The 21,623-nt window shown below is 41.4% G+C and carries 10 protein-coding genes, 2 tRNA genes, 3 rRNA genes and 1 pseudogene; 10 read left to right on the forward strand and 6 right to left on the reverse strand.

Translation table 11 applies throughout. The features are described from left to right. Nucleotides 1-136 precede the first annotated feature (136 nt). The 3 genes from H9N25_RS14345 (at nt 137) to H9N25_RS14355 (ending at nt 4,952) form a co-directional block, all read left to right on the forward strand. Nucleotides 137-505: a VOC family protein gene (locus tag H9N25_RS14345; RefSeq protein ID WP_223833390.1), complete on the forward strand. Its 369-nt coding sequence runs from the start codon at nt 137-139 to the stop codon at nt 503-505. Nucleotides 506-635: 130 nt separating this feature from the next. Then, nucleotides 636-4,031 carry a methylmalonyl-CoA mutase family protein gene (locus H9N25_RS14350; RefSeq protein WP_190326358.1) on the forward strand — a complete coding sequence of 1,132 codons (3,396 nt, stop codon included), beginning with the start codon at nt 636-638 and terminating at the stop codon, nt 4,029-4,031. Then, on the forward strand, nt 4,032-4,952 hold the full coding sequence (locus H9N25_RS14355) for an MBL fold metallo-hydrolase (protein WP_190326359.1): 921 nt from the start codon (nt 4,032-4,034) through the stop codon (nt 4,950-4,952). Nucleotides 4,953-5,145: 193 nt separating this feature from the next. Here H9N25_RS14355 and H9N25_RS14360 read toward each other — a convergent pair whose 3' ends face one another. The 6 genes from H9N25_RS14360 to H9N25_RS14385 form a co-directional block, all read right to left on the reverse strand. Next, nucleotides 5,146-6,126, reverse strand: a complete 981-nt coding sequence (locus H9N25_RS14360; protein WP_167295425.1) for an acyl-ACP desaturase — start codon at nt 6,124-6,126, stop codon at nt 5,146-5,148. Nucleotides 6,127-6,820: 694 nt separating this feature from the next. Next, nucleotides 6,821-6,932, reverse strand: a 5S ribosomal RNA gene (rrf, locus tag H9N25_RS14365). Nucleotides 6,933-7,077: 145 nt separating this feature from the next. After that, nucleotides 7,078-9,952: ribosomal RNA gene (locus H9N25_RS14370) — 23S ribosomal RNA — on the reverse strand. A gap of 404 nt (nt 9,953-10,356) precedes the next feature. Then, nucleotides 10,357-10,430, reverse strand: a tRNA-Ala gene (locus H9N25_RS14375). A gap of 82 nt (nt 10,431-10,512) precedes the next feature. Continuing rightward, a tRNA-Ile gene (locus H9N25_RS14380) sits at nt 10,513-10,587 on the reverse strand. 188 nt (nt 10,588-10,775) lie between these two features. Further along, nucleotides 10,776-12,297: ribosomal RNA gene (locus tag H9N25_RS14385) — 16S ribosomal RNA — on the reverse strand. Together the 16S, 23S and 5S rRNA genes with 2 tRNA genes alongside form the textbook arrangement of a ribosomal RNA operon. Nucleotides 12,298-13,361: 1,064 nt before the next feature. Here H9N25_RS14385 and H9N25_RS14390 point away from each other — a divergent pair. The 7 genes and pseudogenes from H9N25_RS14390 to recN all read left to right on the forward strand — a co-directional run bounded on the left by H9N25_RS14390 (nt 13,362) and on the right by recN (nt 21,507). After that, nucleotides 13,362-14,297, forward strand: a complete 936-nt coding sequence (locus H9N25_RS14390) for an outer membrane protein assembly factor BamD (RefSeq protein ID WP_167296658.1) — start codon at nt 13,362-13,364, stop codon at nt 14,295-14,297. A gap of 3 nt (nt 14,298-14,300) precedes the next feature. Then, the gene (locus tag H9N25_RS14395) at nt 14,301-14,627 is read left to right on the forward strand and encodes a DNA-directed RNA polymerase subunit omega (RefSeq protein ID WP_167296659.1); all 327 of its coding nucleotides are present in this window, start codon (nt 14,301-14,303) and stop codon (nt 14,625-14,627) included. 76 nt (nt 14,628-14,703) lie between these two features. Further along, nucleotides 14,704-15,899, forward strand: a pseudogene (coaBC, locus tag H9N25_RS14400) (bifunctional phosphopantothenoylcysteine decarboxylase/phosphopantothenate--cysteine ligase CoaBC). Further along, nucleotides 15,896-16,789 carry a type IX secretion system protein PorD gene (gene porD, locus H9N25_RS14405; RefSeq protein WP_167296661.1) on the forward strand — a complete coding sequence of 298 codons (894 nt, stop codon included), beginning with the start codon at nt 15,896-15,898 and terminating at the stop codon, nt 16,787-16,789. Before coaBC ends, porD begins: the two are co-directional and overlap by 4 nt. A gap of 399 nt (nt 16,790-17,188) precedes the next feature. Further along, the gene (locus H9N25_RS14410; RefSeq protein WP_167296662.1) at nt 17,189-17,560 is read left to right on the forward strand and encodes a BlaI/MecI/CopY family transcriptional regulator; all 372 of its coding nucleotides are present in this window, start codon (nt 17,189-17,191) and stop codon (nt 17,558-17,560) included. A gap of 95 nt (nt 17,561-17,655) precedes the next feature. Then, a complete protein-coding gene (locus tag H9N25_RS14415; RefSeq protein WP_190326360.1) occupies nt 17,656-19,755 on the forward strand; it encodes a M56 family metallopeptidase in 2,100 nt (699 codons plus the stop codon). 99 nt (nt 19,756-19,854) lie between these two features. Next, nucleotides 19,855-21,507 carry a DNA repair protein RecN gene (recN, locus tag H9N25_RS14420; protein ID WP_190326361.1) on the forward strand — a complete coding sequence of 551 codons (1,653 nt, stop codon included), beginning with the start codon at nt 19,855-19,857 and terminating at the stop codon, nt 21,505-21,507. Nucleotides 21,508-21,623: the final 116 nt, after the last annotated feature.

The following is a 21,623-nucleotide window of genomic DNA, read 5'->3' on the forward strand; positions in this document are numbered from 1 at the left end:
AAAAAACGCAGTTAACTACTTATTCTGAACTACGTTAGTCATCTGGGTATATCTAAGATTCTATACAGTGATTTTGAACTGCGGCTTATATGAGCTTATATGGTAAAAATTAAACTATATTTTTTATTTTAACATCATGTCAACATACACCGCTACCAAACTTACTCCAATGCTCGAATCGCACGATATGCAGGCAACACTAACCTTTTATACAGAAATATTAAACTTCACCTGCGATGCAAAATTCGATGACCTTAGCTGGTTCAGCCTTAGCAAAGATGCTATAGAAATCATGTTCTCTATTCCCAATGCCCATCGCAATATCCCCAAACCGATGATGAGCGGCTCACTTTATATTAAAACAAACGAAGTGACTGCCCTATGGGAAAGTTTAAAAGATCAATGTGAAATCTGTTACCCGCTCGAAGATTTCGAATATGGCATGAGAGAGTTTGCCATTTACGACAATAATGGTTATTTACTGCAGTTCGGGCAAGATTTATAGTTGAACTAAAAGCCATAACGGTATAAGGTATTCGCTGTTTAAGCTGCTTATTTTAGTACATTTGCATACCAAATATATTTGGAAACAAGGATCGGTAATCAGCGCATACCGCCCCCTAAAATCCCATAGTATGCAACAAGTAGAAATCTATAAGCCTAAAAATAAAATCCGTTTTGTAACTGCTGCTTCTCTTTTCGACGGACACGATGCAACCATTAATATCATGCGTCGTATTCTCCAGTCTTCAGGGGCTGAAGTTATTCATCTTGGCCATAACAGATCGGTTGAAGAAGTGGTAAACTGCGCCATTCAGGAAGATGTTCAGGGCATCGCCATGACCTCCTATCAGGGCGGACATATCGAATATTTTAAATACATGTACGATCTCCTGCAGGAAAGAGGATCAGGTCACATCAAAATATTTGCAGGTGGCGGTGGTGTAATCTTACCTTCAGAAATTGAAGAATTGCAGGCCTACGGGATTTCTAAAATCTATTCTCCTGATGATGGCCGTAAAATGGGTTTGCAGGGCATGATCAACGATATGCTCGTACAAACCGATTTCATTACCAAAGCCAGCATTACTAACGAGCTCGAAACCATACCTACAAAAGATATCAAAGCCATCGCAGGGGCTATTACCGTTGCAGAAAATGACCCCGAAGGTGCCCAAAAATTTGTTGATGAATTAAAAAAACTGTCCAAAAACAACATCGCTCCTATTTTAGGTATTACCGGAACCGGCGGAGCTGGAAAATCATCACTGGTAGATGAACTTGTACGTCGTTTTTTGATAGAAGTGAAAGATAAAACCCTGGCCATTATCTCTGTCGATCCTTCCAAAAGAAAAACGGGCGGAGCTTTATTAGGCGATCGTATCCGGATGAATGCGATTAATAACCCAAGGGTTTACATGCGCTCATTGGCTACCCGCCAGGCCAACCTTGCCCTCTCCAAGAATGTACAGGAAAGTATCGATATCTGTAAAGCAGCAGGTTACGATTTAATTATTGTAGAAACCTCAGGCATTGGTCAATCAGACACCGAAATTACCGAACACTGCGACGTTTCGCTTTATGTAATGACACCCGAATTTGGTGCGGCTACACAATTGGAGAAAATCGACATGTTAGACTTTGCCGATCTGGTAGCCATTAATAAATTTGATAAAAGAGGTGCCTTAGATGCTTTGCGTGATGTACGCAAACAATACAAACGCAACCACAATATTTTCGATGCCAAGGATGATGAAATTCCAGTTTATGGCACTATGGCCTCGCAGTTTAACGATCCGGGCATGAACAACCTATTTGTGGCCTTAATGGAACAAATTAAGGTAAAAACCGGAACTGATTTTAAGGCCAAAATGGAACTAACTTCCGATCAATCAGAGAAGATTTACATCATTCCTCCCGATCGTATCCGATATTTGGCAGAAATTGCCGAATCGAGCCAAATGTATAACGAATGGGTAGATAAACAGGCTACTATCGCCAGGAAAATGTACCAGTTGAAAGGTGTGATTGATTTGGCAGGCGATATTAATTCCCCGCTATTAGAAGGCGATCAGCAAGATGGGATGCTAAAAAATTTAAATGCAACCTATCACTACTTTGAAGAACAATTAGATGGCGAATGCAAACGTTTATTGCGACAGTGGCCAGATACAAAAAAGGCCTATAAAGAAGAATTTTTCACCTATAAAGTCCGCGAAAAAGAGATTAAACAACCTTTATATTACGAATCACTTTCAAAGCTGAATATTCCTAAAGTTTCGTTACCCAGATATGAAGACTGGGGCGATATTTTAAGGTGGCTGTTAACAGAAAATCTTCCAGGCGAATTCCCTTATGCGGCGGGTGTATTTCCTTTAAAAAGAGATGGCGAAGACCCTACCAGGATGTTTGCTGGAGAAGGTGGCCCCGAAAGAACCAATAAACGTTTCCACTATGTTTCTTTGGGGCAGCCGGCACACCGTTTGTCTACAGCTTTCGACTCTGTTACCCTTTATGGTGAGGATCCGCATATCAGACCAGATATTTATGGAAAAATCGGTAACTCAGGCGTAAGTATTGCCACTTTGGATGATGCTAAAAAGCTCTATTCGGGTTTTGATCTTTGTGCGCCATCAACCTCAGTATCCATGACGATTAATGGCCCAGCCCCTATGCTGTTAGGCTTTTTCATGAATGCGGCAATCGATCAACAATGCGAAAAGTATATTATCGAAAACGATTTAATCAAAGAAGTTGAAGATAAAATTGAGGCCATCTATAAAGCGAAAAATATACCAAGGCCAACATACAATGGCACTTTGCCAGAAGGAAACGATGGCCTAGGCTTGATGCTTTTGGGAGTTACCGGTGATCAGGTTTTACCTGCCGATATTTATACTAAGATAAGGGCGAAAGCTATCAGTTCGGTTAGAGGAACGGTACAGGCCGATATTTTAAAAGAAGACCAAGCGCAGAATACCTGTATTTTCTCTACAGAATTCGCTTTAAGAATGATGGGCGATATCCAGAAATACTTTATCGATGAAAAAGTAAGGAATTTCTACTCAGTATCCATTTCTGGCTATCACATTGCCGAAGCAGGCGCTAATCCGATTTCACAGCTTGCCTTTACCCTAAGCAACGGATTTACCTTTGTAGAATATTATTTAAGCAGGGGCATGCATATTGATGATTTTGCACCTAACCTTTCATTCTTCTTCTCTAATGGTATCGATCCTGAATATGCTGTAATTGGCCGCGTAGCACGCAGAATCTGGGCAAAAGCCATTAAAAACAAATACAAAGGGAATGACCGTTCGCAGAAGCTAAAATACCATATACAAACTTCCGGCCGCTCCTTACATGCACAAGAAATCGACTTTAACGATATCCGCACCACTCTACAGGCGCTATATGCTATCTATGACAACTGTAATTCATTACACACCAATGCTTACGATGAAGCCATTACTACGCCTACTGAAGAATCAGTTCGGAGGGCAATGGCCATTCAATTGATCATTAACAGAGAATTGGGTTTAGCAAAAAATGAAAATCCATTGCAGGGCGCTTTTATTATCGAAGAATTAACCGATCTGGTAGAAGACGCTGTGCTTGCCGAATTTAAACGTATTAACGATCGTGGAGGTGTTTTGGGTGCTATGGAAACGATGTATCAGCGTGGAAAAATTCAGGAAGAAAGTCTGTATTACGAAACACTTAAACACACGGGTGAATATCCGATTGTTGGCGTTAATACTTTTTTAAACAAGAATGGTTCCCCTACTATTGTTCCCGGTGAGGTAATCCGTGCTACAGAAGATGAAAAACAATATCAGATTTCTGCATTGCAAAAATTTCAGAGCCGTAATGCAGACCGTGCTGCAACTCTCTTAAAACAACTCCAAAAATCGGCCATAGCAGGCGATAATATTTTTGAACAGCTGATGGAAGTATGCAAAATATGTTCGTTAGGACAAATCAGTAATGCACTTTACGAAGTTGGCGGCCAGTATAGAAGAAACATGTAAATGAGAACAATATTATTCTTTTTCATCATTGGTTTTTCGGTCCAAACATGGGCACAAAAGATGCCAGCCTCTTCTTTTATCATGGTACTGGGTGTTGCTCAAGATGGCGGCTACCCACACACGGGCTGTCAGAAAAACTGTTGCAAAATGGCTTGGAAAGATGAAAAGTTAAGGAAAAATGTGGTTTCGCTTGCTTTGGTAGATCCCAAAACAAAGAAATGGTGGCTTTTTGAAGCTACACCGGATATTAAGTTGCAGCTCCAGGATTTTAGAAAAAGAACCAATAAAGCTTATCCTTTTCTACCGGAAGGCATTTTTATTACCCATGCACACATTGGCCATTACATCGGCTTAATGGAGTTTGGTAGAGAAGTAATGTCAACAAATGGTTTAAAAGTTTATATACTTCCTAAATTAAAGTCTTTTCTCGAACAAAATGGCCCGTGGAGCCAATTGGTTTCCTTAAAAAACATAAGCCTTGTAGAGCTTAAAGCAAACAATCCGGTTGATGTAGCAGAAAATAAGATCACCGCATTTACAGTACCTCATCGCGATGAATTTTCGGAGACTGCGGGTTTTAAAATTGAAACACCCACAAAAAAATACCTCTTTATCCCCGACATAGACAAATGGAGCAAATGGGATAAAAATATAATTGATGAAGTGAAAAAGGTAGATATTGCGATGATAGACGCTACTTTTTATGGTAGTACAGAATTAGGAAACCGCCCAATTGCCGAAGTACCACATCCACTGGTCATCGAAACAGAAGAATTATTTGGCAAAGAAGATCATAATATTAAAAATAAAATCTTTTTAATCCATTTCAACCACACCAACCCTCTACTTTGGGATTCAACAATCCAAAAACAGGTTTTAAAAAATGGTTTTAACATCGCCAAACAGGGAGATGTTTATTGATATTCAATGTTTCAATTCTAAGGTTTTAGTTCTACTATCTAATGCAATCGTCATGCTGAATTTATTTCAGCATCTTTCTTGCAAGATAGACCCTGAAATGAATTCAGGGTGACGACTCTTACTTTATAGATATTTAATCAACAAAAAAAGCCCCGATTTACATCAGGGCTTCCACATATCTATTTAATTGCTATTATCCAGCAATCCAGCTAAATTTATAATCTATAGTAGGATTTTTCATTCTTTCGGCAACACGTAACAAACGCGAAGGCAAGGCCATAATATAATCACGGGCTTTTTCACCAGCTTCATTTAAATCACGCATCCCTTCAATTTTCCAATCAACTATTAATTGCTGCATAATTTCAACATAATCAATCGCTGTATAAACACCTAAACGTTGTGCAGCATCTGTAAAGTGACCGAATGTTTGACCGATTTTTAAACCTACTTCACGTAAGAAATGTGCCGGCATTACAATCTTTTTACGCATCATATCTTCAAAAGCTAACATTGCTTCGTTAGGATCAACCTCGAAAATACGGTTCATGAAATCTTTATATGCTTTTGCATGTCTCGCTTCATCAGAAGCAATTACACCACACATTCTCGATAATAAAGTATCACCATCTTTTTTTGCTAAAGAAGCTACCCTTCTGTGCGAGATGTTGGTAGCCATCTCCTGAAAAGAGGTGTAAATAAAGTTACGATAAGGATCGTGGCCAGTGCCGATATCGAAACCATCGGCAATGAGGTATTGCGTAGAAATTTCCATCTGGCGCATATCTACACGACCTGATAGATATAAATATTTATTTAACAAATCACCGTGACGGTTTTCTTCTGCGGTCCAGTGTCTGTTCCATTTCATCCATCCACCATCTTCTTTCATGCTCGGCCCCTGCACCATCGCTAACCACGATTCGTAAGTAGGCAAAGCTTCTTCAGTGATGGTATCGCCGATCAATACTGCTACAAGATCGTAAGAAAGATCCTTTGCATTATCCCTTAATATTCTAATGTCTTGATAAAATGTTTCGCTAGTAGAATCAGGAAGAAAATCAGACGGTTGCCAGTTAGTATCAATTGGTTTAAGATAGGTATCCATCATCTCCAGCATATACTTTTCTATATGCACCATTACTTCCCTTCTTTTATCTGCAAAAAAACTCATTACTTTTGTTTATATATTGTTAACAACAAAGATAACCAAATATTACAGCAAACCTTGTGATATTAACATATTTAGCATTAAATCAGCTTTAAAATAAGCTCTAAATTATCAACACCCCCTTAAATAGTTAAATACGGTGTTTAACTTATTTGTTAAGCCTAGCCCGGTGATTAATTTTTGGATGATCTGGAGCGCAGTGGCAGTAACCTTTAGTTTAGGTCCCGTCCTGCTGTCCGTTTTACTCCGCCAATGAAGGATTGGCTCCATGCCCACTCCCATCAGGGCTATAGTACTCAGGGCGGAAGTGTAAATGGAAGATGGATCAAGGTTCTGTGGAGATCAGTGTAACCTGCGGGAACAATTCCTTAACTTTTCTTCACTCCTTAATGGTAGAAATAACAAGAGTTTTAGGAGCGCAGTGGCAGTAGCCTTTAGTTTGGGTCCCGTCCTGCTGTCCGTTCTACTCCGCCAATGAAGGATCGGCTCCGTGCCCACTCCCATCAGGGCTATTGCACCCAGGGCGGAAGTGTAAAGGGAAGATGGATCAAGGTTCTGCGGAGATCCGCGTAACCTGCGGGAACAATTCCTTGACTTTTCTCCGCTGCTCAATACTGAAACGGGGACAGGTGCGGCTACAGAAAGGCCTTAAACGAAGAAAACCCTTCCGCATTTCTGCTGAAGGGTTTCTTTTAAGATTTGGCACCGACCTACTCTCCCACGTGTTACCGCAGTACCATCGGCTCTGGTGGGCTTAACTTCTCTGTTCGGAATGGGAAGAGGTGGACACCACCGATATAGGCACCTAAATATTTTTATTTGAGCTGAAAGGATAAAGCTCAAAGCTTAAAGCTGTTTCTATCACGCTTTAGTCTTTAGTCTTTTAGCTTTCCGCTTAAATGACATATTATTGAAAGAAGTTAAGTTTTGAAGAACAAACAACAGTCTGTTTAGCTTTGAAAGCTTCGGATGATTAGTACTACTCGACTGTGCTGTCACCAGCTTTACATCTGTAGCCTATCAACGTAGTAGTCTGCTACGGTCCTATATGGAATTCTCATCTCGTGGCTAGTTTCGCACTTAGATGCTTTCAGCGCTTATCTATTCCCAGCGTAGCTACTCTGCAATGCCCCTGGCGGAACAACAGATTCACTAGAGGCTGGTCCAACCCGGTCCTCTCGTACTAAGGTCAGCCCCACTCAAAATTCCTACGCCCACAACAGATAGGGACCGAACTGTCTCGCGACGTTCTGAACCCAGCTCGCGTGCCACTTTAATCGGCGAACAGCCGAACCCTTGGGACCTTCTCCAGCCCCAGGATGTGACGAGCCGACATCGAGGTGCCAAACCTCCCCGTCGATATGAGCTCTTGGGGGAGATCAGCCTGTTATCCCCAGCGTACCTTTTATCCTTTGAGCGATGGCCCTTCCATGCAGAACCACCGGATCACTATATCCGTCTTTCGACCCTGATCGACCTGTATGTCTCACAGTCAAGCAAGCTTATGCTATTGCACTCCGCGTACGGTTACCAAGCGTACTGAGCTTACCTTTGAAAGCCTCCGTTACCTTTTTGGAGGCGACCACCCCAGTCAAACTACCCATCAAACAATGTCTCCCGCTTGGCGGGATTAGACACCGAATACAGAAAGGGTGGTATTTCAACGTTGGCTCCACGACGCCTAGCGACGCCGCTTCAAAGCCTCCCACCTATCCTACACATCCTGTATCCAATGTCAATGTTAAATTGTAGTGAAGGTGCATGGGGTCTTTCCGTCCCGTTGCGGGTACCCGGCGTCTTCACCGGGACCACAATTTCACCGAGCTCATGGCTGAGACAGCGCCCAGATCGTTACACCATTCGTGCAGGTCGGAACTTACCCGACAAGGAATTTCGCTACCTTAGGACCGTTATAGTTACGGCCGCCGTTTACTGGGGCTTCGATTCAATGCTTCTCTTACGATGACATCCCCTCTTAACCTTCCAGCACCGGGCAGGTGTCAGGCCTTATACCTCATCTTTCGATTTTGCAAAGCCATGTGTTTTTGTTAAACAGTCGCCTGGGCCTTTTCACTGCGGCTTACATTACTGCAAGCGCCCCTTCTCCCGAAGTTACAGGGCCATTTTGCCGAGTTCCTTAGCCATGATTCACTCGAGCACCTTAGAATCCTCTTCCCGGATACCTGTGTCGGTTTGCGGTACGGGTTTTTATAACCTGAAGCTTAGCGGTTTTTCTTGGAAGTCTGATTACCTGCGCTATCAACTCACCCGAAGGCTCGTCGTACTATCAGCTTTCAGCATCGTTGGCGGATTTGCCTACCATCGATATACCTACGGCCTTTAACGATCTATTCCGTCAGATCGCGGCAGTGTCACTACTCCGTCCCCACATCGCAGTTATAAAAAGTACTGGAATATTAACCAGTTGTCCATCGAATTTCCCCTTCGGGTTCTCCTTAGGTCCCGACTGACCCTGATCCGATTAGCGTTGATCAGGAAACCTTATCCTTTCGGTGGGCGGGTTTCTCGCCCGCCTTATCGTTACTTATGCCTACATTTGCTTTTCTATACACTCCAGCACCCATTACCAGATACCTTCACTGTATATAGAATGCTCCCCTACCGATATATTTCAATCCCATAGCTTCGGTGTACAATTTTATGCCCGTTTATTATCCATGCCCGATCGCTCGACTAGTGAGCTGTTACGCACTCTTTAAATGAATGGCTGCTTCCAAGCCAACATCCTAGCTGTCTGTGCAATCGGACCTCGTTAGTTCAACTTAACTGTAACTTGGGGACCTTAGCTGATGGTCTGGGTTCTTTCCCTCTCGGCGCGTGACCTTAGCACCCCGCGCCTCACTGCCGGTTATATTATATAGCATTCGGAGTTTGTCTGGATTTGGTAGGATTTGACTCCCCCGCACCCAATCAGTAGCTCTACCTCTATATAACTCAATACCGACGCTGTTCCTAAAAACATTTCGGGGAGTACGAGCTATTTCCCAGTTTGATTAGCCTTTCACCCCTACCCACAGATCATCCGGAAACTTTTCAACGTTTATCGGTTCGGTCCTCCAGTACGTGTTACCGCACCTTCAACCTGTCCATGGGTAGATCACAAGGTTTCGCGTCTACCTCCTCTGACTATACGCCCTATTCAGACTCGCTTTCGCTTCGGATCCGTGCCTGAAGCACTTAACCTTGCCAGAGAAGAGTAACTCGTAGGCTCATTATGCAAAAGGCACGCCGTCACACCACTTGGATGCTCCGACCGCTTGTAAGTACACGGTTTCAGGTTCTATTTCACTCCCCTGTTCGGGGTTCTTTTCACCTTTCCCTCACGGTACTGGTTCACTATCGGTCTCTCAGGAGTATTTAGCCTTACCGGATGGTGCCGGCTGATTCCCACAAGGCGTCTCCGACCTCGCGGTACTCAGGATACTGCTAGGCTAGCATTCTATACGTGTACTGGGCTATCACCATGTATCGCCGGGCTTCCCATCCCGTTCCACTTCTGTTTGCTAATGCCACGTTGCAGTCCTACAACCCCCACTTTGCCGTAACAAGGTAGGTTTGGGCTCTTTCCCTTTCGCTCGCCACTACTCAGGAAATCATTGTTATTTTCTCTTCCTCTGCTTACTTAGATGTTTCAGTTCGGCAGGTTTGCTCATTATATGTGACATGTCTTCAACATGCCGGGTTGCCCCATTCGGAAATCTTCGGATCAGTTCCTATTTGCAAATACCCGAAGCTTATCGCAGCTTATCACGTCCTTCATCGCCTCTGAGAGCCAAGGCATCCCCCGTGTACTCTTTTTTACTTTCTTCTACGCTTGCGCCTTTTGCGCCGCAAGGTATGCTTTTTTTGCTCTTGTCATGATGTCTCATACTTGTTGGTTGATTGCTCTTCCTTCAAGTGAGCACAAACACAACAGTCGCCTATTGTTGTTTGCTCTTCTTTTTTAACTTCTTCCAATATGTCAAAGAACTTTATTAAGGTATAACCCTTAGGGTATAAAAGTCCGGGTGTCATGTGCCCATCCTTAAGCCTAAGCTTATTCCTTATTAGTAAAAACTGCGGTCTCGAACCGTTTCAGATGTGCTGTTCAGTGCATCTGTGCCCCATGGCGTTTCTTTCTTAATCTTTATGTCAATGTATATTACCGATCCCGGTAATTTCTGTGTTTTTTGAAAGCTTTCCGCTTTGGTCTTTAAGCTTTATGCTCAAATGTGGAGAATAACGGAGTCGAACCGTTGACCTCCTGCGTGCAAGGCAGGCGCTCTAGCCAGCTGAGCTAATCCCCCAAAAGTTAGTCTTGAGTTTGCAGTTATCAGTTTGGAGTAACCTAACTCCCAACTATTTTCTCCAAACTCCCAACTTAATGTGTAGTCCCGTCCAGATTTGAACTGGAGACCCCTACATTATCAGTGTAGTGCTCTAACCAGGCTGAGCTACGGGACTATGGTTTTAAGGCAGGCAGCTGTTCGCAGTATATAGTATCTTACCGCTACTGCTTCCTTTGGCTTACCCCATTTCAAGTTCCGTTAAGCTTACCCTTACAGTAGCCCACCGTTGTCTTCTGGGTGTTTCTTGTTTTTCTTTTTTTTTGAAATATCATGTTGCGTGGCGAGTAGGCGGTGCTACTCCAGAAAGGAGGTATTCCAGCCGCACCTTCCGGTACGGCTACCTTGTTACGACTTAGCCCCAGTTACCGGTTTTACCCTAGGACGCTCCTTGCGGTTACATACTTTAGGTACCCCCAGCTTCCATGGCTTGACGGGCGGTGTGTACAAGGCCCGGGAACGTATTCACCGCGTCATTGCTGATACGCGATTACTAGCGAATCCAACTTCATGGGGTCGAGTTGCAGACCCCAATCCGAACTGTGAACGGCTTTATGAGATTCGCATACCGTTGCCGGCTAGCTGCCCTCTGTACCGTCCATTGTAGCACGTGTGTAGCCCCGGACGTAAGGGCCATGATGACTTGACGTCGTCCCCTCCTTCCTCTCTGTTTGCACAGGCAGTCTGTTTAGAGTCCCCACCATTACATGCTGGCAACTAAACATAGGGGTTGCGCTCGTTGCGGGACTTAACCCAACACCTCACGGCACGAGCTGACGACAGCCATGCAGCACCTAGTTTCGTGTGATTGCTCAAGGTACTATCTCTAGTACCGTCACTAACTTTCAAGCCCGGGTAAGGTTCCTCGCGTATCATCGAATTAAACCACATGCTCCTCCGCTTGTGCGGGCCCCCGTCAATTCCTTTGAGTTTCACCCTTGCGGGCGTACTCCCCAGGTGGAACACTTAACGCTTTCGCTTAGCCGCTGACTGTGTATCGCCAACAGCGAGTGTTCATCGTTTAGGGCGTGGACTACCAGGGTATCTAATCCTGTTTGATCCCCACGCTTTCGTGCCTCAGCGTCAATAAGACCATAGTAAGCTGCCTTCGCAATCGGTGTTCTGAGACATATCTATGCATTTCACCGCTACTTGTCTCATTCCGCCTACCTCTAGTCCATTCAAGCCCATCAGTATCAAGGGCACTGCGATAGTTGAGCTACCGTCTTTCACCCCTGACTTAACAGGCCGCCTACGCACCCTTTAAACCCAATAAATCCGGATAACGCTTGGATCCTCCGTATTACCGCGGCTGCTGGCACGGAGTTAGCCGATCCTTATTCTTCCGGTACATTCAGCTTCCTACACGTAGAAAGGTTTATTCCCGGATAAAAGCAGTTTACAACCCATAGGGCAGTCTTCCTGCACGCGGCATGGCTGGTTCAGAGTTGCCTCCATTGACCAATATTCCTTACTGCTGCCTCCCGTAGGAGTCTGGTCCGTGTCTCAGTACCAGTGTGGGGGGCCATCCTCTCAGATCCCCTAGTCATCGTCGCCTTGGTGGGCCGTTACCCCGCCAACTAGCTAATGACACGCATGCCCATCTTTATCCCATAAATGTTTGATCATTGCACTATGCAGTGCTGTGATTTTATGCGGTATTAATCCGGATTTCTCCGGGCTATCCCCCTGATAAAGGTAGGTTGCATACGCGTTACGCACCCGTGCGCCACTTTCATGCCCAGCAAGCTGGACAATCTCGTTCGACTTGCATGTATTAGGCCTGCCGCTAGCGTTCATCCTGAGCCAGGATCAAACTCTCCATTGTAAAATGTGTTGTAAGATGCTGACCAGTTTTAACTATTGTTAAAAATAGTCTTCTTTTTTTATGTTGTCTGTTAGACACCACCTTTAAAATAAAGCTACGTAATCATGTACTTTGATCGGTACTCCATTACCTCGCTACGCTACATTGACATCTCTTTTAAGAACTTATCGATCTGCTAAACCTCACGGCCGATCGCTTATATATCTTCGGTTTCAGTTCCGGCCGGTCTTGTTCGTCCTGCCTGTGTTTCAATCCGTTTCAATCTTTTTTTCTATCTTTCCGGCATCCGCCGTTCCGATTTTTTCCCCTTCCCTTTCGGTTGGGAGTGCAAAGGTAAGGATCTTTTTCAAACTTCCAAATAAAATAAATTTTATTTTTTAAGCCTTCTTTTTTTTCCTTTCCCTCTATTTCAATACGCTGGTCTTATCCAGCTCCCCCCTCCTTCCGGACCGGGCTGCAAAGGTAGCAATCTTTTCCTCATCCGCAATATTTATTTTAAAATAAATACCGCTCTATCTATCTCCTGCGCCATCCTTTCATTCAAAACCCTTCCTCCGAAGCGGGATGCAAAAGTAGAAAAAATTACAGTACATACAAAGGGTTTGCCAGGAATTAAAGCAGATTAGTAGCTAACCTGGTGGATTACAGGCCAAAATAATTAAGAACAATGTAAAACAATAAGGCAGCCCAGTTGTTCAAAGGTGGTTTTTAGGGGTAAACCTAGCGTTTTTATCATTAAGCAATTAAGGTCATTAAGGGCTGAAAGGCTACTTTTATCTTTTTTTGGGCGCCATGACAGTGTGCCCCGCACTGCCCCTGCAGCATAAACCCGATTGCAATGGAAAGCCCGCAGCGCAGCGAGGACTTGAAATGGAAAGCGGGAACAAACCTATATAGTAGTACGAAACCTGATTTACGGAAAAACAAACAACACTCTAGTATATAATCAATACTTATATATATGTTAAAATTTGTTAACTGTATATTTGTACTGAATTGCTTTGCATAGCTTAGCGGCCAATTGTTTTTATTGATGTTATCGTATTATTAATTATCTTTGCAGAATGTTTAAAGTTAAACACTTAATTATTTTAGTATTTGTTGCCGCTTTAGGTATTGCGGGTTGTAAAAGTCGTTTCGAGAAATTGAGAGCGAGTAATGATGTTGCAAAAAAATACCAAGAGGCTCTTCGTTTGTATAATAAACGTGATTACAGCAAAGCTTTGGTACTTTTTGAAGATCTTTCTCAAAAATATAGGGGCCGTGCAGAAGCTGAGGATCTGAACTATTATTATGCTTATACACTATACAGATTAAGTGATTATACAACTGCAAGATACCAGTTTAAAAGTTTTGCAGAAACCTATCCAGCAAGTAAAAATGCCGAAGAAGCTAGATACATGGGGGCTTATTGTTTCTATTTAGAATCTCCAAATTTCTCTTTAGACCAGGAAAACACCTATAAAGCTATTGATGCGCTACAATTATTTATCAACTTATACCCTACCAGCGATCGTGCTGCAGCTGCTGGCAAATATATTGCCACACTAAGGGGCAAGTTAGAGGATAAAGCATTTGAAAATGCTAAAATGTACTTAACTACAGGGCCTAGTAATGTAGATAACTATAGAGCAGCTGTTATTGCCTTAAAAAATGCGCAGAGAGATTACCCAGATATTAAATATGCTGAGGAAATGGACTACCTGATGATTAAAGCGCAATATTTATACGCAAAAAACAGTTATGTCATTCGCCAGGAAGACCGTTATAATGAAGCACTTGCTTTATATACCGAGTTTACTGAAAACCACCCTGACAGTAAATACACTAAAGACGCAAAGGCGCTTAAGGATGATGTTGAGGCAGGAATTGCGGCTACTAAACAAGAATTGGCATTATATGCCGCTGATCAAGAAAAATACAAGCAGATGCTGATCAGAACCGGGAAGTTAAAAGATACTTCTGCTACAATTAATAAAACGGATATTAAAAACAAGTAATACATGAATACTAACAAACCTGCTGTACCCAATACTACGGTAACCAGAAACGTACACGATTTAGATAAAACTACAGATAACTTATACGAATCTTTAGTGGTAATTGCTAAAAGAGCAAATCAGATTTCGAACAACGTTAAAGAAGAGTTACACGGTAAATTGGCAGAATTTGCTTCAAGCAACGACAATTTAGAAGAAATTTTCGAAAATCGTGAGCAGATTGAAATCAGCAAGCATTACGAGCGTATGCCGAAACCTGTTTTGATTGCTATTGATGAATTTTTGAACGAGAAAATCTATCACAGAAATCCTGCTAAAGAACAAAAGTAACTGGCATAGCGCATAGCGTTTAGGGCAAAGCGTTTAATACTACGCTCTATGCTTTATGCCCCATGCCCTAAACACTATGCTCAAAAATAAAAACATAATCCTTGGCGTTTGCGGTAGCATCGCGGCATATAAGTCGGCTATTTTAGTTCGACTGCTCGTAAAAGCTGGTGCAAACGTAAAGGTTATTCTTACTCCTGATGGTGCTAATTTCATTACACCACTTACCCTTGCTACGCTTTCTAAAAATCCGGTTTATACGCAATACTTCGAAGAAGAAACTGGCGTGTGGAGCAACCATGTTGAGCTGGGCTTATGGGCCGATCTAATGATAATCGCTCCAATAAGTGCCAATACACTGGCTAAACTGGCAACCGGCATCTGCGATAATTTATTAACGGCTGTTTACCTTTCGGCCAAATGTCCGGTTTACGTAGCCCCGGCTATGGATCTGGATATGTGGAAGCACGAAACTACCCAGGGCAATATCGAACGTATTACTAGCTACAGTAATACAGTTATAGCACCTGCTAATGGCGAACTTGCCAGTGGGCTCTGGGGTGAAGGTCGGATGGCCGAACCTGACGAAATTGTTTCTTTTCTGGATGGTGCCATAAAAAAATCGATGCCGCTATTTGGCAAAAAAGTAATGGTTACCGCTGGCCCAACTTACGAGTCCATTGACCCGGTACGTTTTATAGGCAATCATTCATCAGGAAAAATGGGCTTTGCACTGGCCGATGAACTGGCAAGGCTTGGAGCTGATGTTACTTTAATTGCCGGACCAACAGCACAAAAATCTAATCAAACTTTAAAAAGGATTGACGTAATAAGTGCACAGGATATGCTCGATGCTTGTTCATCGGTGTTCCCGAAACAGATATTACGGTAATGTGTGCAGCCGTGGCAGATTATCGCCCTAAAGTAATTGCCACTCAAAAAATTAAAAAGCAGGACAGCGGATTGGTTTTGGAACTGGAAAAAACAAAGGATATACTCGCCTCCTTGGGTGCGGCAAAAAAAGCGCACCAGATTTTGGTTGGTTTTGCTTTAGAAACCAATGATGAAGAGAATTATGCCAAAGGCAAACTAGAAAAGAAAAATCTAGATCTTGTTGTTCTAAATTCTTTAAATGACAAGGGCGCAGGTTTTAAATCAGATACCAATAAAATTACTATTTTTAACAAAGCTTTGGAACGGACTGTATTTGAAATGAAATCGAAAACGGATGTTGCTAAAGATATTTGTACTGCCATTTTAAAAATTGCGAAATGATAAAAAAGATTGTTTGGATATTGATATTGGTTGGTTTCGGAAAACTGCAGGCGCAGGAGTTAAATGCAAGGGTAACTTTGCTGGCGCCCCAGGTTTCGAACATCAGCAAGCCAACTTTAGATGCTTTGCAGAAAACAATCCGCGATTTTTTAAACAATAACAAATTCAGCAACGAAAGTTATCAACCACAGGAACGTATCAACTGTAGTTTTATCATCACCATCAATTCGTGGGATGGTGGTTCTGGATATACTGCAGAAGCACAGATCCAAAGCAGCCGCCCGGTTTTTAACAGCTCTTACAACAGCACTTTGTTAAATATGAGTGATAAGAATTTCGATTTTAATTTCAACGATGGTGCTACAATCGACTTTTCTGATCAGAATTACATTTCCAATATCAGTGCCCTCCTCACCTATTACGCTTATACCATTATCGGAATGGATAAAGATAGTTTTAGCAAGATGGGCGGAACTCCCTTTTATAAAAAAGCACAGAACATCATTAACCTGGCGCAAGCCTCAGGCAATACCGGCTGGAGAGCAGCTGATGGTTTGCGCAATCGCTTTTGGTTTAATGAAAATGTTTTGAATCCTATTTTTAGCGAACTGCGCAATTTCATCTATAGTTACCATTTAAGTGGCCTAGATCAGCTAACCGATAATGATAAGGGCTTAACACAGATTGTTGCTGCCTTACCTGCCCTCCAACAAATGGATAAGCAGAAACTGGGTTCTATTTTCCCTAATGTTTACTTTGCGGCTAAAGCCGAAGAAGTAACGAATGTACTTTCTAAACTAAACGGCCAGGAACGCATGAAAGCTTACAATATGTTGGCAGAAATCGATCCGGCGAATATTGGCAAGTACGAAGTGCTGAAGAAAAATTAGTTTTTTGGTTAAGCGGTTAATTGTTTTAATCGGTTAGTTGTACATAATATGGTTAAACAGTTTCAATGGTTAAACGCTAAGTAGTTTCTCTATTCGTTGCGGTTAATTTTAGAAAAGCAATCTCAGCATTTCAATTAAAGCTAGTCCTGCTTTTGTTCATACGCCTGCAGGCCTTACACACAGGCCGGTATCCACGTCAATCAGGTTTAATAACTAGAGTCAGTTTTTCATAGGCGGAGTTTTCCTTTCCAAAGCCTAATAGGCATGCAACATTCTACCTGCTCATGCGTCTTATATCACAGTTATTAACCAATAAAGTTAAAAATTTGTTAAAATATTTTGATCTTACGAATATCTTCGTACATTTGAATACGAAATAATTCGTACAATTTGTAACATATGACTAATCATAACATCAAACCAACAGAAGGTGAAATGGAAATCCTCCAGGTGCTTTGGCAAAAGGGGAATGCGACAGTAAGAGAGGTTCATGAAGCACTGAATAAAAAAGACTCTGGCTATACCACAACTTTAAAACTGATGCAGATTCTGCACGAGAAAGGAATGGTAGAAAGAGATACCAACCAAAAAACGCACATCTATAAAGCGCTTGTTAGTCGGGATAAAACTGAAAAACAATTGGTAAACAAAATGATCGATAACGTATTTAACGGATCGGCAGCGAGATTGGTGATGCAGGCTTTGGGTAACCACAGTGCAAGTGCTGATGAAATTGACGAAATAAAAAAATATTTAGATAGCCTAAAGTAAGGTTAGTGTTGAAGGTTGAAAGGTGTAGGGTTTTGATCCCTAATAAACAGTAAAATTTTCGGATTGTCTCCGTATAAAAAATTAAAATCACCGTTATGGAAACTTTATTACAACAGTTCATCAAAGCATTTGGCTGGAGTATTTTAAACTCACTTTGGCAAAGCGCCATCATCTATGGCATCCTATTTATCGTAATGCTAAGCATTCCGAAGCTGGCGGCAAAACACAAGCACAACCTAGCCTTTGGTGCCATCATTTTAATGTTTATTGGCTTTGGCTATAATTTCATTCATCAATTAACTTTAAATGCAAATAATCAGCCTCCCGCCATTAATGCACAAAATATACAGGTTTACCAATATTTTAACAACCTTCCTCCAAGTTTTAGCAGTAAGGCAGAGCAGTATTTCCCTATAGTAGTCATATTTTATGCCATTGGCATCTTGCTGCAGTTATTCGTTATTATTAAAGGCTATAGTCAGCTTTCAAAACTTAAAAAAGAAAGTTTAAGCGCTATTCCAGATAGTTGGAAAACCATTTTTGAGCAGGTAATTGCTCACCTTAAAATCAACAAAGTTATCCAGTTCCACCTCTCCTCTATTGTTAACGTACCTTTGGTAATCGGTTATTTAAAACCTGTGGTATTATTTCCACTGGCCCTGGTAAACCAATTAGACAACGATCAGGTAGAAGCGATATTAATCCATGAGTTATCACACATCAGAAGAAACGATTTCTTATTAAACCTGATTAAAACCGCCATAGAAACATTATTATTCTATAATCCATTTGTGTGGATGGCAGGTAGATTTATACATATTGAGCGCGAGCATGCCTGCGATGATCTGGTATTAAAAATTACCGGGAAACCGTTGAATTATGCCCATGCCCTACTTAAACTCGAACTATTAAAAGACAAAAACAGTCCGGCTTATGCACTGGCAGCAACAGGCAAGACCCAGAATTTATATCAACGCATAAAAAGAATAACCAACATGAAAACAAATTATTTAAACGCCAAACAACAAATGGCAGCCTTAACTTTAGGCGTAGCCTGCTTGTTTTCTATTGCTTGGATCAATCCAACGGAAAAGAAAAAAGAAACTAAAAAAACGCCGAAAACTGAGGTTTTGAGTTTGATTAACCACCATAATGTGAAAACCATCGTTTGCACAGACACCACAAAAAAACGCAAAATTAAAATTGTAACCATTGATGCAGATGGTAAGAAAACAGAGTATAACTCCTTAAAAGAAATGCCTGATAGCTTAAGAAAAGACTTTTATAGAGATGAACTTTTCGCAGGAAAAAACATTTACAGACTGCATACCGATAGTAATTTTAAATTTAAGTTCAACGATTCGTTATTACTGGCCAAAATACATAAAGACTATAATTCTCCGGAAGCGCAAGCTAAGTGGAAAAAATTCGGAGAAGATATGGCCAAACAATATAACTCACCAGAGGCACAGGCTAAATGGAAAAAATTCGGTGAAGATATTGCCAAACAATACAATTCGCCGGAAGCACAGGCCAAGTGGAAAAAATTTGGAGAAGAGATGCAAAAGAAAATGAATTCTCCTGAAGCCCAGGCCAAATGGAAAAAAATGGGTGAAGATATGGCGAAAGAGTTTAGCAGCCCCGAAGCGCAAGCAAAATGGAGAAAGATGGGCGAAGAAATATCTGCCAAAATGAATACGCCTGAATTTAGAGCGCAGATCGATAACATCAGGATGCAAGCTTTAAAATCTGGAGATATTGCAAAATTATCTGGTTTAAGCAAATTACATACCGATTCTTTATTTAAAACCAAAGGTTACCAGCTTTCTTCAGATGGTGTAATTTTTAAATACAATGATAACTCGAACAGTAAGGTGAGACAAACTGAGGAGTATAAAAAATTGAAAGAAAAATTCGACAACGAAGTAAAAGAGCTGAAAGAAAAGTTGGAGAAAAAAGAGAAAAAAGAAAAGGTAGAAGGTGGTAACAAAAGTTCACAGGTAACTCCCGCAGTAATGTTATACAATAATCAAAATTTTACCAGTGCTGTTAAACCACTGAACACCCTAAATGCGGTAGTAACGTATAAAAAATCTGATTTTACCAATGCCGATCAAACAGCAATAAAAAGTTATGTTCAGGCCGTTAACTTAAAAGTTGATAATGGTAATGTAATTAACATTTCGATAAAATAACAACACATAAACCAAACAGATCATGAGCAGCGAAGATTATTCTTCGCTGTTTTTGTTTTGTATGCACCTGTTGAATAAATTTTAATATTTTTGCTTAGCATGCTACAAAAACTTTCTATACGTAATTACGCATTAATTGATAGTCTCGATATCGAATTCGATAAAGGCTTAAATATTATAACTGGTGAAACAGGAGCTGGTAAATCTATCATTTTAGGAGCGTTATCGCTAATTTTAGGACAGCGGGCAGAAAGCAAATACTTTTTTAACCAGGATAAAAAATGTGTTATTGAAGGAAGTTTTGCACTGGAAGATGAAAACCTGAAAGAACTTTTCGAAGAAAATGATTTAGATTTTGCAAACGAAAGTATTTTACGTAGAGAGATATCCATAGATGGTAAAACCAGATCGTTTATTAACGACACCCCGGTTAATTTATCAATCCTTAAACAAATTGGCGAAAAGCTGATCGATATCCATTCTCAGCATGCCACCCAGGAGATTAACGATGCCGATTTTCAATTGTTAATTGTCGATTCTTTAGCTAACCACCAGTCGCTATTGTTTAATTACCGCAGCGGGTTTAAAAAGCTAAAGCAAGAAATTAACCAGTTGAAGAAATTAGTGAGCGAGGCAGACGAGGCAAGAAATAAGCAAGATTATGAGCAGTTTCTATTTAATGAACTCGAGCAGGCAAAACTACAAGATGGTGAACAGGAAGATTTAGAGCAAGAGTTAGAACGTTTAACGCATGCCGAAACCATAAAAAGAGCATTACTTACCGCTTCGGGCTTAATTAACGAAAGTGAACCATCTGCCCTTCAGATTTTAAAAGAAGCTTCCTTACAACTACAGAATATAGAAAAATTCGATCCTGCAATTAATGTGCTGTACGAACGTTTACGCTCATCAATTATCGAAATAAAAGATATTACCGACGAGGTTTCTGGCATTGAAGAGAATACCATACACAGTGCCGATCGGTTAGAAATTGTAAACCAAAGGTTGGATCTGTTTTATACCCTTCAGCAAAAGCACCGGGTTGCTAATAATACCGAATTACTGGTACTTCAAAAACAATTGGAAGAGAATCTTAACAAACTGTTATCTTCTGATGAGCATATAGAAAAACTACAGAAAGAAATAGATCAACTTAATAAAGAATTGCATAAACAGGCCGAGCAATTAAGTGCCAACCGAAAGAAAGCAATTAAAATGGTTGAGGAACAGACCCGTATTACTTTGAAACAGGTAGGTATGCTTAATGCTAAATTGGTGTTAGAACAAAAAAGCTTGAACGAATTGAATAAAGATGGATTGGATGAAATCAACCTACTCTTTACAGCCAATGCTGGCCAAGCCCCTGCCCCGGTAAATAAAGTAGCATCTGGTGGTGAATTATCACGGCTGATGTTAGCCATAAAAGCTTTATTGGCCAAACATACTTCGTTACCAACCATTATTTTCGATGAGATTGATACCGGGATTTCTGGCGAGACCGCTTTAAAAGTTGGAGAAGTAATTGCCGATTTAGGCCAGAACATGCAGGTAATTTCGATTACACACCTACCACAAATTGCCGCCAAAGGCATATCGCATTACTTTGTTCACAAAAATGAAGACCGTGGAAAAACCACAACCGGCATTCGTAAACTTAAACAAGAAGAACGTATTGGTGTTATTGCCGAAATGTTAAGTGGTAAAAACCCGGGTACATCGGCTATAGAAAATGCACGGGAGTTGCTCGCTTAGTTTATCAATCGGGCGTCACCTTGATTTCATTTCGGGGTCTTGTCATTTGTAAATTTACTGCTAGATTTTACCATTTGGCTATAAGACATATTAATTCCATGGCCTATATCACCACA

The sequence above is a fragment of the Pedobacter riviphilus genome, assembly GCF_014692875.1.
Classification (GTDB): Bacteria; Bacteroidota; Bacteroidia; order Sphingobacteriales; family Sphingobacteriaceae; genus Pedobacter; species Pedobacter riviphilus.